This window comes from Streptomyces sp. WM6378, from assembly GCF_001279695.1.
Classification (GTDB): domain Bacteria; phylum Actinomycetota; class Actinomycetes; order Streptomycetales; family Streptomycetaceae; genus Streptomyces.
Genome location: NZ_LGDD01000340.1, coordinates 22,302 through 34,298, shown reverse-complemented (window position 1 = coordinate 34,298; position 11,997 = coordinate 22,302). Strand labels below are relative to the sequence as shown.

The window sequence follows — 11,997 nt, the reverse complement described above, 5'->3', positions numbered from 1 at the left end:
GCCCACCCGTGCGGGGGGTTGGATGAGCTGGCCCCATGGGGCTGCGCCGCAGACCCCTTGAGGGGCTGCGCCCCCCGGACCCCCGCCGCCCACGGCCCGAGGCCGGATCGCGGGGTTGGGGGTGCCGGGGACCGCGCGAGCAGCCCCGTACGGTCCGGGGCCGAAGGCGGGTTGAGGGCGCGGGGGACTTCGCGGGCAGCCGTCCGCCGTCCGAGGCTGGGCGGGGTGGTCAGGGGCGCCGGGAGCCGCGAGGTGCGGGCGCCCGCACCTCGCGGCTCCCGACGGCCAGCCTCTGCGGCGTTTGAGGAGCGCGGGGGCGGAGCCCTCGGCATCGGGTGCCGGGCCGCAGGTGACCCCACGCCCCCGGAGCCACGCGGCGGAGCCGCAGAGTGTCACAGTCGGGAAGGGGCGGGGCGGGGTGGGGAAAGAGGCAGGAGGAAGGGCTATGCGCCCAGTACCCCCCTCGCCACCCCCAGCTCCACCAAATCCTGTGGGCGCAACCTGAGTTGGGAGGCGGTGCTGCGTACCTCCGATTCGGGCCGCTTCAAAATCGCCGCCGCCAGTTCCGGGGCGATCACGGAGAAGTAGCTGTCCGCCGTCACCCACGTGCGGTCCGGGGACGTCAGGGCCAGGGCTCCGCCCGAGCCGCCCTCGCCGATGACCAGGGTGGTCACCGGCACCCTCGCGGAGGCCAGGGCCGCGAAGGCGTCGGCGATCGCGGCGCCCTGGCCCGCGCGTTCCGCCGCCGCGTCGTTCGCCGCGCCCGGGGTGTCCACCAGGGTCAGGACCGGGATGCCCAGGCGGTCGGCCAGGCGGATGAGGCGGGCCGCCGTGCGGTAGCCCGCCGGGGTGGTCGCGGTGCCGGTCTGGGCCGCGTACGCGTAAGGGATCCCCGCGTGCAGGCCGAACCCGCACAGCATTCCCGGGTCCACGCCACCGCACCTGTCGCCCGACAGCGCCTGTCGGTGCGGGAAGTACGCGTCCAGGTAGGACTCGGCCCTCGGCCGGCCCGTCGCGCGGGCCCGGGTCACCGCCTCCCAGCCGTCCGCCGGGAGGCCCGACTTCCCGAAGGGGGCCGGTACCGGGGCCGGTTCGGACCCGCCCGCCCCGCCCAGCAGGGTCAGCCAGCCCGCCAGCACGCCCCGCAGGTCCTCCTTCCGTACGATCGCGTCGATCTGGCCCGCCGCCAGTTGGCCCTCAGCTCTGTACGCCGCCGGGTCCGCGTCCGCCGGGCGTACCCGGGATCCCGCGAAGCCGATCTGGGCGCCCGGCAGGGCCAGGATCACATCCGCGCCCGCGCCCAGCGTGGCCCAGCCGCCGCCCGTCGTCGGGTCGCGCAGCACCGCGATCTGAGGCAGCCCCGCCTCCTTGAGCAGCGCCGACTGCCTTGCCACGCGCTGGAGTTGGGTCAGCGCCAGCATGCCCTCCTGCATGCGGCTGCCACCCGTGGCGATCAGCGAGACCAGCGGAAGCCGCCGCTCCCGCGCCGTCTCGTACGCCGCCTCCAGACGGTCCCCCGTCCGCTGCCCCAGCGATCCGCCCAGGAAGCCGAACTCGAAGGACAGCACTACGCACGGCCGGCCCTCCACGGACGCTACGCCGCAGACCACCGATTCCGTCTCGCCCGTACGTTCCGTCGCGCGCGCCCGTGAAGTCCCGTAACCCGACCATGCGAGGGGGCCGTCCTCCGGGAAGTCCCGGTCGGGGACCCCTAGTTCTTCCAGTTCTTCGAATTGTTCCTCCAGTTCCTCTAGTTCCTCGAAGACGCTCGCCACCGTCGCGATCGCCTGCCTCGCCGTCATTCGCTCAGACATCCGCTCAGACATCCGCTCAGGCATGCAGGGCTCGCTTCATGATCTTCCCCATGTCGTTGCGGGGGAGCTCGGGGAGGTAGTGCACCACGCGGGGGCGCTTGTGGGGGGCCAGTTGCGCCGCCACGTGGTCAGCCAACTCGGCCTCGTTCGGCGGGGACTGGGGGTCCGTCGGGACCACCCACGCCACGATGCGCTCGCCCAGGTCCGGGTCCGGCTCGCCCGTCACCGCGGCCTCGCGGACGCCCGGGTGGTCCAGCAGCGCGTTCTCGATCTCGCCCGCGCCGATCTTGTAGCCGCCGCTCTTGATGAGGTCGGTGGCCTTGCGGCCGACGATCCGTACCTGGCCGTCCGCGTCCAGGCTCGCCATGTCGCCGGTGCGGAACCAGCCGTCCTCGGTGAACGCGGCGGCCGTCGCGTCCGGGCGGTTCAGGTAGCCACTGAACAGGTTCGGGCCGCGCACCTGGATCTCGCCGATGCCGTCGGCCTCGTCCGCGAGGCGCAGGTCGACGCCGGGCAGCGGCACGCCGACCGTGCCGGGGCGGGCCCCGCCGTCCGCCCGCGCGGCGCACAGCATGAGGGTCTCGGTCATCCCGTACCGTTCGATCACCGCCCGGCCCGTCGCCTCGGCGATGCGGCGGTGGTCGGGTGCGGGGAGCGCCGCGGAGCCGGACACCAGCAGGCGGGCGCCCGCCAGCGCCTTGGTCAACTCCCGGTCCTGGCCCACCACTTCGGCGATCCGGTGGTACATCGTCGGCACCCCGAACAGCATCGTCGCGCCCGCCGCCAGCTCCCGCGTCACGCCCTCCACCGAGAACCGGCCGAGGTGGCGCACCGAGCCGCCGCGGCGCAGCGGACCGAGGATGCCCAGGATCAACCCGTGGACGTGGAACAGCGGCAGCCCGTGCACCAGCACGTCGTCGGCCGTCCAGCCCCAGGCGCCCTGCAGCGCGTCCAGCGTCGCCGCGAGCGCGCGCCTCGGCAGCACCGCGCCCTTCGGCGGGCCGGTCGTCCCGGAGGTGTACACGATCAGCGCGACCGATTCGTCGGCGGGTTCGGCGGGCAGATCCAGGTCTGTTCCGGTCAGTGGTACGTCAATCCTCGTCAACTCGGCCAGTGTCGACGGTAGTTGATCGTCCGGCGAGGCCAGTACCACCGTCGGCTCGCTGTCGCCCACGATGTGGGCCAGCTCGCGTTCGCCCGTCTTCGGGTTCAGCGGCACCACGGGGACGCCCGCGACGAGCGCCGCCACCACGCCGACCACCGTCTGCGGGGTCGGCGTCGCCCAGACCGCGACCCGCCCGGCGTCCGCGAGCCGGCGGGCCAGGGAGCCTGCCGCGCCGGCCAGTTCGGCGTGGGTCAGCGACAGCTCGCCGAAGCGGATCGCCTCCCGGGGCTCGGCGGCGTACAGGGAGGGGAAGAGAGGGGACACGTACGGGACTCCTCGGATCTCGACGGCGCAGGCGGGGCCCGAACCGTGCCGGGTCCCAGGTCGTCGACCCTACGCGGCGCCGTCCGGACGCATGATCCGCATCCTGCCGTACGGGTCCCCGCGTTCCGCTGGAGCGGGTCGTCGCCCGAGGGTGCTCAGGGCAGTGGGAGCGCGACCTTCACCGCGTACAGCACGACCAGTCCGTACCCGGCGCGGAACGTCCAGGCGCGGGCGGCCGGGGAGATCCGGGCCCCGGCGAACCCGCTCGCCGCCACCAGGAACTGCTGCCAGAGCAGCGAGGCCACGAAGACCCCGGTGACGAATGCCGTGCCCGCGGCGCCGCCGCTGAGGGAGGCGCCGCGGGCGGTGGTCAGGGCGGCGAAGTAGAGGGCGGTGGTGGGGTTGATGAGGGTGAGCGCGGCGAATCGGGCGAAGGCGCGGGCCGGGCCGTCCTTGCCCGCCGAGATCGCACGCCCTCCCGCCCCGGCATGCCCTCCCGCCGCCGGGCCCGTCGGCTCGGCCGGCCCCGCACGCACCGCCGAGCCCGCCGGAGCCCGCTCATGCCTCGCCCCCCGAGCCCCCCACAGCCCCCGCGCCGCGATCCCGGCAAGGACCAGCGCCGACACAAGGCGCACCCACGCCTCCACGCCGGACAGTGCCTCGGCGACCAGGGGGCCGAGTGCGGTGGCCAGCGCCGCGTAGGCGAGGTCGACCGTGGCTACGGCCGCCGCCGCGGCCATCGCGCCCCGGCGCTCGCGCATCCCCTCCTGGATCAGCAGCACGCCGACCGCGCCCACCGGCACGGCCACCCCGAGGCCCGCCGCCGCGCCTGCCATCGCTGTCGTCCAGAGATCGGTCATGGCAGTCACTGTGGGGTGCCGTGCGCGCCGTACGCAGCTGATTTTCCGCGCGCGGGCCCGGCGGACGGGGCTAGTGCAGCGGGGCCTGCCAGGTCAGGGTCGTACCGCGGATTCCGTCGTCGCGCATGCCGTTGTCGATGACGGTCAGGCGCACCCCGGGCCGCCCGTCGGGGAGTTCGGCGCCCGCGTCCACGACGACGCGTACCGACGACACCCCGGCCCGGCGGTGCGCCGCCGCCAGCGCGCCGCGCAGGGCCGCGATCAGCTGGGTGTCCACCGGCTCGGCGACCAGCGTGTCGACCGCGCCCTCGAAACGCACCGAGGGCCGGAAGCCGAGCAGCGCGCCCGCGCCGGCCGTCTCGCGCAGGACCCGGCCGCGCAGGGTCGTCGGGGCGTCGGCGGGCGGCTGTTGGAGGGCGAAGATCGCGGTGCGGACCTCCTGGATCGTCGAGTCGAGCTCGTCGACGGCCCGGGTCAGCATCTCGTCGGTGTCGTCGGCCGCGGCCTTCTCGGCCCGGCGCCGCGTTGACTCCAGCATCATCTCGGTCGCGAACAGGCGCTGTACGACGAGGTCGTGGAGGTCGCGGGCGATCCGGTCGCGGTCCTCGTACACCGCGAGCTGCTCGCGGTTGTGCTGGGCGTCGGCCAGGACGAGCGCGAGGGCCGCCTGCGAGGCGAACTGGGCGGCGAGCAGCCGGTCGACCGCCGTGTACGGGCGGTCGCCGCGCCGCCGGGGCAGCGCGAGCGTGCCGATCAGCTTGCCACCGCTCTGCAGCGGCAGCATCATGCTCGGCCCGAACCGGGTGCGTACGTGCGTGGTCATCCGCGGGTCGGTCGCAGAGTCCTCCAGGAACACCGGCTCCCCGCCCAGGAGTTGGACCAGGACCGGCGAGCCGGGCTCGATCGTCGTGCCGACGATGTCGTCGGGGTCGTCCGGTGCGGAGGCGGCGACGATCTCCATGCCGCCGGCCGCGGTGGGCTGGAGCACGACCCCGGCCGCCGCGTCCGCGAGCAGCCGGGCCCGCTCGGCCACCGTCATCAGCGCGTTGGCCGCGCTCTCGCCGGTGAGCAGGGAGGTGGTGACGGCGGCGGCGCCCTCGATCCAGCGCTCCCGCAGCCGTACGGTCTCGTAAAGGCGCGTGTTGCCGATGGCGATGCCCGCCTGTGCGGCGAGGACCCGAAGGAGCGCCAGGTCCTCCTCGGTGAAGGGGCCGCCGCGCTTCTCGGTGAGGTAGAGGTTGCCGAAGACCTGGTTGTGCACCCGCAGGGGTACGCCGAGGAACGAGGTCATCGGCGGGTGGCCCGGCGGCAGACCGGCCGAGCGGGGGTCGGTGTGCCGGTCGGCGAGGCGCAGCGGCTGCGGGTCCTGGATGAGGGCGCCGAGCAGCCCGGTGCGGCCGTCGGGCAGCGCGCCGATGCGTTCGCGTTCGGCGTCGGTGAGCCCGGTGGTGTACAGCTCGGTGAGCAGGCCGCGCTCGGGGTCGACCACTCCGAGCGCCCCGTACCGGGCGTCGGTCAGCTCGGTCGCCGTGTCGACGATGTGCTGGAGCGTGGTGCGCAGTTCGAGGTCGGTTCCGACGCCGAGCACCGCCTCCAGGAGCATCGGCAGCCGGGGCGCGGTGCTGTCCGGAGTCTCCGCTTCACTCATCCTTCGAGGATCTCTCACGGCGGCCGCCCGGCCCGGCAGGGGCGACTGTCGCGCCGCTCACTCGGCCAGCGGGTCGAGGACCATGGGGTGGATCTGGCCCTCCAGCATCGCGCCGACGCCGAGGATCGCGCACACGTCGGGCCGTTCCGCGATCCGCACCGGCATGCCCGTGGAGTCGCGCAGCATCTCGTCGAGGCCGGGCAGCAGAGCGCTGCCGCCGACCATCATGATGCCCCGCTCGGCGAGGTCGGCGACCAGGTCGGGCGGGCAGTCCCTCAGCACCTTGCCGATGCCGTCGAGCACGGCGGTCAGCGGGGTGTGGATGGCGTTGCGCACGGCGGCCGTGTCGACCAGGACCGAGCGGGCGAGGCCGGTGGCGACGTCGCGGCCGTGGATCTCGGTGGATGAGGGGCCCTGGGGGGTGAGGCCGTTGTCGCTCAGGGCCAGTTGGAGCGGGCGCACGGACTGGCTCGGCACCATCAGTTCGTGCTGGTGGCGCAGGTGCTGGATGACGGCGTGGTCGATGGCCTCGCCGCCGACCGGGAGGCGGACGGCCGTGACGATGGCGCCGAGCGAGAGCACGGCGATCTGGGTCGTGGCGGCCCCACACACGACGATCATGGTGGCGGTGGGCTGCTCCACCGGGAGCCCGCAGCCCACGGCGGCCGCGATCAGGGTGTCGACGAGCTCGACCCGGCGGGCGCCGATCCCCATCAGGGTCTCCTTCGCGGCCCGCTGGGCGAGCGGGTCGCTGTCGTGCGGGGTGCAGGCCGCGGCGCGCAGCCCCGGCTTGCGGCGCAACTGGCGGCGCAGCTTCTCGCCGAGGAGGTGACGCAGCATGCGCTGGGCCATTTCGACGTCGACGACCGTGCCGCCGGTCACCGGGCGGGCCACCCGGATGTAGTCCGGGGTGCGGCCCGTCATCTGTTCGGCGAAGGTGCCGACGGCGATGAGCGCGCCGGTACGGGTGTTGACGGCGGCCACGCTCGGCTCGTCCACGACGAGCCCGGCTCCCTTGATGAAGACACGGGTTCTGGCGGCCCCGAGGTCGACGGCTACATGGCAACGGCGCAACTGCTCAAGACTGACGGTCACGGCAGATCCTCCCGAGAGCGGTACATAGTTCGCATTTTGCGACCGCCCTGTGACCGGCGCGCGTTGGGATGCGCCGGTCGGGGAGCCGGGAACTGACGCCCAGCCAGAAAGCCCCCGCCCCGCAGGTCAACCCACCTCTCTTCGGGCCTGGCCGGTGCCTGGCCGGTGCCTGGCCGGTGCCCGGCCGGGGGCGGGTCGCCGAGGCGTCGACCGGCTCCTCCCATCCGGCCGGGGTGGATGGTGCCGCCGGCCCGTCGGCCCAGCGGGTTGCCCTCGCGGCGGCCCGCGACCCTCACGGCAGGAGCCGTTGCAGCAGCCCCCAGGTGAACTCCGCGACGCGTGTCCCGCCGCCGGGCAGGGTGACGGCCAGCTGCCAGCGCGTCGGCGCCGAGCCCTCCATCGGGCGGGCCGGGGCGAAGGCCCGCGCCACCTCGTCCACCGTGCACGACCAGGGCCGCAGATCGTCCTCCCCGTGCAGCTCGGGACCCGGTATGCCGGGGGCTCTGACCAGCCATTCGTTCCACACCGCACCGCCGGGCCCGGCCAGCACCTCGAACCGCAGCCCCGGCCAGAGCGGCACCGGCCACAGCTGGGCCTCGCAGTCCAGGTCCCCGATCCTGCGCGGCACGACCGACTCCGGCGCCCCGAGCACCGAGCGGTAGCGGGACAGCGCGCCCCGGGAGCGGGCCGAGCGGGCCATCGCCTGCCAGCGCTTGTTGGCCTCGCGCATGTCCGCCGTCGAAGCGCCCAGCTGGTGGCGGGCGTCCTCGACGAGCCCCGGCTGATGGTCTGCCATCCGCCGCAGCAGCACGAGTTGGAAGTCCAGCGGGCCGAACGGCCGCGGCACGTTTTCCATCATGACGTCCATCCTGCCCGGCCCCACTGACAACGCCCCGGTCCATGGTGATTCGTCACGCCGCCACGCCCCGGAGGCGGCCCTTCCGCACAAGATCCACACATCTCCGGCCCCTTTTGTTGCCCGGCTGCCGCATAGCCTCCCTGGGCCATGGATTACTGCCACTCCTGCCGACGGCACCTCAACGGCGCACTGGCCTGTGCCGGATGCGGAACCCCCGTGGAGGCGCTGGCGCCCGCGCCCGAGGACGAGCTCCTGGTGTACGCCGGGGCCCCGTCCCGCCGTGCGGAGGTGCTCGCTCCTTCCGGCCATCGCCGTGCCCGCAAGGGGCGGCGGGCCCGGCGCAAGCGGGGCAAGGTGATCCTCTTCGGCTCGGCCGGGCTCGTCCTCGTGGCCGGGGCGGTGGGGTTCGTACAGATGGCGATGGAGCCGCCGCCGGGGAACGACCGGGCCTCCGCCGTGCGGGAGGACCAGACGATCTCCGATCCCCAGCCGCTGCCGTCCGGCTCGGCGGCGGGGGTGCCGTCCAGGCCCACGGCCAAGCCGGTTTCCTCTCGGGGGCGCGGTTCCGGCAGGGCTTCCGGCAAGCCGGGCCCGGGGGAGGCCGGCCCCGGGGAGCCCGGTCCCGTGGAGTCCGGGCCCCGCCAGGGTGCCCCTGCTCGGCCCTCGACCCCGGCTACGCCCGATCCCGGGCCCTCGGGATCCGTGCCGTCCGCCCCCTCTTCGCCCGGTGGGCCCGGGACCCCCGCGCCCTCCGCGCCTCCTTCGAAGCCCCCGGCCCCTGCTCCGCCGAAGCCCTGCAAGCCGTTTCTGTTCTGGTGCATCTGACCTGCTGGGCAGGGCATACCAGTGTGTGCATTTCGGCTGCGGGTCGTCGGTGGCCGGTCGTGCCCACGCGGCGGAGCGACAATGTCACAGCCCCGCGCCCCTGTAGGGCGACCAGGGCCGGACATGAGCCGAAGGCAGTATCACCTCAAGGCAATGGCTAAGCCCCCAGCATGCGCCTGAGCAGATCCCGCAGCACGGTCCGCTCCTCGGCCGAGAGCTCCGCCAACGGCTCCCTCGCGAAGTTCAGGGAGTCGCGCAGGTGGGTCGCGGTGTTGAGGCCGTCGGCCGTCGGGGCGGCCAGTTTGACGCGGCGGTCCGCCGGGTCCGGGCGGCGCTCCACCAGGCCGCGCGCTTCGAGGCGGTCGACGATGCCCGTGATGTTCGACGGCTCGCACTTCAGCTTCTGGGCGATCCGCCGCATCGGCATCGGTTCGAGGGCGAGCAGCCCGAGGACCCGGGCCTGCGCGCCGGTGAGGGAGTGCTCGGCGGCGGCCCGCTCGTACTCCTCGTAGTAGCGGCCGACGACCGTGCCGATCAGCTCGACGACTTCGAGGCTCAGGGGATCCATTCGGGGGGCCATACCCTCAGCCTACCGAGTTACTTGACAATCTCAAATATCTGGGCGCATTGTTCTTTCAGTACCTGAAGTATTCGGGGCGCTCGGCCTACGGCGCCCCGTACGGACGTACTCGACGTATTGATCAGCATGTGATTCGCAGGAGGACGCACCCCATGGCCACCTCGCCCGCACTCCCCGCCACCAGCCGTGAATGGCACCTCGTCGCCCGCCCGAACGGCTGGCCCGTGCCGTCCGACTTCGCGCTGCGCGAGACCCCCGTCGCCGCGCCCGCGCCGGGCCGGATCCTGGTCCGGAACCTCTTCATGTCGGTCGACCCGTACATGCGCGGCCGCATGAACGACACGAAGTCCTACGTCCCGCCGTTCCAGCTGGAGCGGCCGATGGACGGCGGCGCGGTCGGCGAGGTCATCGCCTCGAATGACGAGAAGTTCGCGGTCGGCGACCACGTCCTGCACGGGCTCGGCTGGCGCGAGTACGCCGACCTCGACGCCAAGCACGCCACCAAGGTCGACGGCGGGCTCGCCCCGCTCTCCGCGTACCTCGGCGTCCTCGGCATGCCGGGCCTCACCGCGTACGCCGGTCTCCTGGAGGTCGCCTCCTTCAAGGAGGGCGACGCCGTGTTCGTCTCCGGCGCCGCCGGCGCCGTCGGCAGCCAGGTCGGCCAGATCGCCCGTCTCAAGGGCGCCTCGCGCGTCATCGGCTCGGCCGGCTCGGACGAGAAGGTCAAGTGGCTGGTGGAGGAGCTCGGCTTCGACGCCGCCTTCAACTACAAGAAGGGCCCGGTCCTGGAGCAGCTGCGCGCGGCCGCCCCGGACGGCATCGACGTCTACTTCGACAACGTCGGCGGCGAGCACCTCGAAGCGGCCATCTCCACGCTCAACGTGCACGGCCGCGCGGCCATCTGTGGCGCGATCTCGGCTTACAACGACACCGAGCCCACGCCCGGCCCGCGCAACATGGTCATGATCATCGGCAAGCGGCTGCAGCTCAAGGGCGTCCTGGTCGGCGACCACTACGGCATGCAGCAGCAGTTCGTCGGCGAGGTCGCCGGCTGGCTGGCCTCGGGCGAACTCAAGCACAACGAGACCTTCGTCGACGGCATCGAGAACGGCGTCGACGCCTTCCTCGGCATGCTGCGCGGCGAGAACACCGGAAAGATGGTCGTCTCCCTCGGCAAGTAAGGGCTCGGGCGAGCAGCTCCTCGGCAGGCTGGGTACGCGGCCCGGAGTGACCCATCGCACACTCCGCCTCATGGTTTCCGCGATCCGATAAGGTTTTTCCACATCCCGGCGGCCGTGAGGCGCGAGCGGCCGCGAACCCAGGAGGAGCACCCCAGCATGTCCATACAGAAGTCCGAGGTCCTCTACACCGCCGTCGCCACCGCCGAGAACGGCCGCGACGGCCGCGTCTCCACCGACGACGGCCAGCTGGACGTCGTCGTGAACCCGCCGAAGGAGATGGGCGGCAGCGGCGCGGGCACCAACCCCGAGCAGCTCTTCGCGGCCGGCTACAGCGCCTGCTTCCAGGGCGCCCTGGGCGTCGTCGCGCGTAACGAGAAGGCCGACATCTCCGGCTCGACCGTCACCGCGCACGTCGGCATCGGCAAGAACGACGACGGCTTCGGCATCTACGTGGAGATCACCGCGACCATCCCGAACGTGGACCGCGCCACCGCTGAGGACCTCATCGAGAAGGCCCACCAGGTCTGCCCGTACTCCAAGGCGACCCGCGGCAACATCACGGTGAACCTCGCCGTCGCGTAACCAGCGCTCCGCGAAACGAAGGACCGCGCCCCGACGGGTGCGGTCCTTTCGCGTGCCCGGCCTTCCCGCCCGCTTCCCGCCGGGCAAGGTCTTTCGTCAGGCCGGCCCGCGCGACCTTCCGGCCGGGCGGGCTCCTTTGCCATGCTGGCCCGCATGACCTTTCCCGAGACGGCCCCGTACGACCACGGCACGCTCGACACCGGTGACGGCAACCTCGTCCACTGGGAAGTCTGCGGAAACGCGGACGGAAAGCCCGCCGTCGTGGTGCACGGCGGGCCCGGCTCCGGCGCGGGGCCGTTCTGGCGCCGCTATTTCGACCCGGCCCGCTACCGCGTCGTCCTCTTCGACCAGCGCGGCTGCGGCCGCTCGACGCCGCCCGTCAGCGACGCGGCGACCGGCCTCGAAACCAACACCACTCACCACCTGATCGCGGACATGGAGCAGCTCCGCGAGCACCTCGGCATCGCCAAGTGGCTCGTGTTCGGGGGCTCCTGGGGCTCCACGCTCGGCCTGGCGTACGCGCAGACGCACCCGGAGCGGGTCAGCGAGATCGTCCTCTTCTCGGTCGTGACGACCAGCCGCGCCGAAGTGGACTGGATCACCGAGGGCGTCCGCGTCCACTTCCCCGAGGCCTGGGAGGCTTTCCGCGACGCCGCCCGGCCCCGCGAGGGCGAGCGCGTGGTCGACGCGTACGCCCGGCTGCTCGCCGACCCCGACCCGGCCGTGCGCGCGGAGGCTGCCCGGAACTGGTGCCGCTGGGAGGACACCCACGTACGGCCGGCGGGCGCGCAACTCGTCGACGACTTCGGCGATTCGCGCTACGCCGACCCGGCCATCCGGATGACCATCGCCCGCCTGGTCACCCACTATTGGCGCCACGCGGCTTGGCTGGATGACGATCAACTCGTCGAAGGCGTACGGAAGTTGAGCGGAATCCCGGCCGTCCTCATCGCCGGCGCGCAGGATCTGAGCTCGCCGCCCGACCCGGCGCGGGCACTCGCCGCGGTCTGGCCGGGCTGCGAACTCCTTGTGATCGACGAGGCCGGACACGGCCTGGGCCACTCCGGCATGAGCGGGGCGGCCCAGGCGGCGCTCGACAGGTTCGCCCGTCACTGAGCGATCCA

The 11,997-nt window shown here is 73.3% G+C and carries 11 protein-coding genes; 4 read left to right on the top strand and 7 right to left on the bottom strand.

Features of this window, described 5'->3' with window-relative positions; all coding sequences use genetic code 11:
• Positions 1 to 443 precede the first annotated feature (443 nt).
• The 6 genes from ADK54_RS39155 to ADK54_RS39130 form a co-directional block, all read right to left on the bottom strand.
• On the bottom strand, positions 444 to 1,814 hold the full coding sequence (locus ADK54_RS39155) for a carboxyl transferase domain-containing protein (protein WP_053730617.1): 1,371 nt from the start codon (positions 1,812 to 1,814) through the stop codon (positions 444 to 446).
• 16 nt (positions 1,815 to 1,830) lie between these two features.
• On the bottom strand, positions 1,831 to 3,243 hold the full coding sequence (locus ADK54_RS39150) for an acyl-CoA synthetase (RefSeq protein WP_053730613.1): 1,413 nt from the start codon (positions 3,241 to 3,243) through the stop codon (positions 1,831 to 1,833).
• Positions 3,244 to 3,398: 155 nt separating this feature from the next.
• Positions 3,399 to 4,103 carry a LysE family transporter gene (locus ADK54_RS39145; RefSeq protein ID WP_078966983.1) on the bottom strand — a complete coding sequence of 235 codons (705 nt, stop codon included), beginning with the start codon at positions 4,101 to 4,103 and terminating at the stop codon, positions 3,399 to 3,401.
• Between the two features lie 70 nt (positions 4,104 to 4,173).
• Positions 4,174 to 5,751 carry a GAF domain-containing protein gene (locus ADK54_RS39140; RefSeq protein WP_053730611.1) on the bottom strand — a complete coding sequence of 526 codons (1,578 nt, stop codon included), beginning with the start codon at positions 5,749 to 5,751 and terminating at the stop codon, positions 4,174 to 4,176.
• A 57-nt stretch (positions 5,752 to 5,808) separates the two neighbouring features.
• Positions 5,809 to 6,846, bottom strand: a complete 1,038-nt coding sequence (locus tag ADK54_RS39135) for a rod shape-determining protein (RefSeq protein ID WP_053730610.1) — start codon at positions 6,844 to 6,846, stop codon at positions 5,809 to 5,811.
• A 292-nt stretch (positions 6,847 to 7,138) separates the two neighbouring features.
• Positions 7,139 to 7,705 (bottom strand): hypothetical protein, encoded by a 567-nt coding sequence (locus tag ADK54_RS39130; protein WP_234392394.1) that lies wholly within the window; start codon positions 7,703 to 7,705, stop codon positions 7,139 to 7,141.
• 147 nt (positions 7,706 to 7,852) lie between these two features.
• Here ADK54_RS39130 and ADK54_RS46485 point away from each other — a divergent pair, with 147 nt between their 5' ends.
• On the top strand, positions 7,853 to 8,530 hold the full coding sequence (locus ADK54_RS46485; RefSeq protein WP_159048022.1) for an SCO2400 family protein: 678 nt from the start codon (positions 7,853 to 7,855) through the stop codon (positions 8,528 to 8,530).
• 157 nt (positions 8,531 to 8,687) lie between these two features.
• Here ADK54_RS46485 and ADK54_RS39120 read toward each other — a convergent pair whose 3' ends face one another.
• The gene (locus ADK54_RS39120) at positions 8,688 to 9,110 is read right to left on the bottom strand and encodes a MarR family winged helix-turn-helix transcriptional regulator (RefSeq protein ID WP_053730607.1); all 423 of its coding nucleotides are present in this window, start codon (positions 9,108 to 9,110) and stop codon (positions 8,688 to 8,690) included.
• Between the two features lie 152 nt (positions 9,111 to 9,262).
• Between ADK54_RS39120 and ADK54_RS39115 the strand changes: the two genes are divergently transcribed.
• From ADK54_RS39115 to pip, 3 genes are all read left to right on the top strand, one after another.
• Positions 9,263 to 10,291 carry an NADP-dependent oxidoreductase gene (locus ADK54_RS39115; protein WP_053730606.1) on the top strand — a complete coding sequence of 343 codons (1,029 nt, stop codon included), beginning with the start codon at positions 9,263 to 9,265 and terminating at the stop codon, positions 10,289 to 10,291.
• Between the two features lie 156 nt (positions 10,292 to 10,447).
• Positions 10,448 to 10,873 (top strand): organic hydroperoxide resistance protein, encoded by a 426-nt coding sequence (locus ADK54_RS39110; RefSeq protein WP_053730605.1) that lies wholly within the window; start codon positions 10,448 to 10,450, stop codon positions 10,871 to 10,873.
• 153 nt (positions 10,874 to 11,026) lie between these two features.
• Positions 11,027 to 11,989, top strand: coding sequence for a prolyl aminopeptidase (gene pip / locus ADK54_RS39105; protein WP_199827139.1), 963 nt, complete (start codon positions 11,027 to 11,029; stop codon positions 11,987 to 11,989).
• The last annotated feature ends 8 nt before the right edge of the window (positions 11,990 to 11,997 follow it).

Coding starts and splice junctions, on each gene's coding strand:
- ADK54_RS39115 (WP_053730606.1), top strand. CDS start 9,263: ATGGCCACCTCGCCCGCACTCCCCGCCACCAGCCGTGAATGGCACCTC.
- ADK54_RS39110 (WP_053730605.1), top strand. CDS start 10,448: ATGTCCATACAGAAGTCCGAGGTCCTCTACACCGCCGTCGCCACCGCC.
- ADK54_RS39130 (WP_234392394.1), bottom strand. CDS start 7,705: ATGATGGAAAACGTGCCGCGGCCGTTCGGCCCGCTGGACTTCCAACTC.
- pip (WP_199827139.1), top strand. CDS start 11,027: ATGACCTTTCCCGAGACGGCCCCGTACGACCACGGCACGCTCGACACC.
- ADK54_RS39120 (WP_053730607.1), bottom strand. CDS start 9,110: ATGGCCCCCCGAATGGATCCCCTGAGCCTCGAAGTCGTCGAGCTGATC.
- ADK54_RS39145 (WP_078966983.1), bottom strand. CDS start 4,103: ATGACCGATCTCTGGACGACAGCGATGGCAGGCGCGGCGGCGGGCCTC.
- ADK54_RS46485 (WP_159048022.1), top strand. CDS start 7,853: ATGGATTACTGCCACTCCTGCCGACGGCACCTCAACGGCGCACTGGCC.
- ADK54_RS39155 (WP_053730617.1), bottom strand. CDS start 1,814: ATGTCTGAGCGAATGACGGCGAGGCAGGCGATCGCGACGGTGGCGAGC.
- ADK54_RS39140 (WP_053730611.1), bottom strand. CDS start 5,751: ATGAGTGAAGCGGAGACTCCGGACAGCACCGCGCCCCGGCTGCCGATG.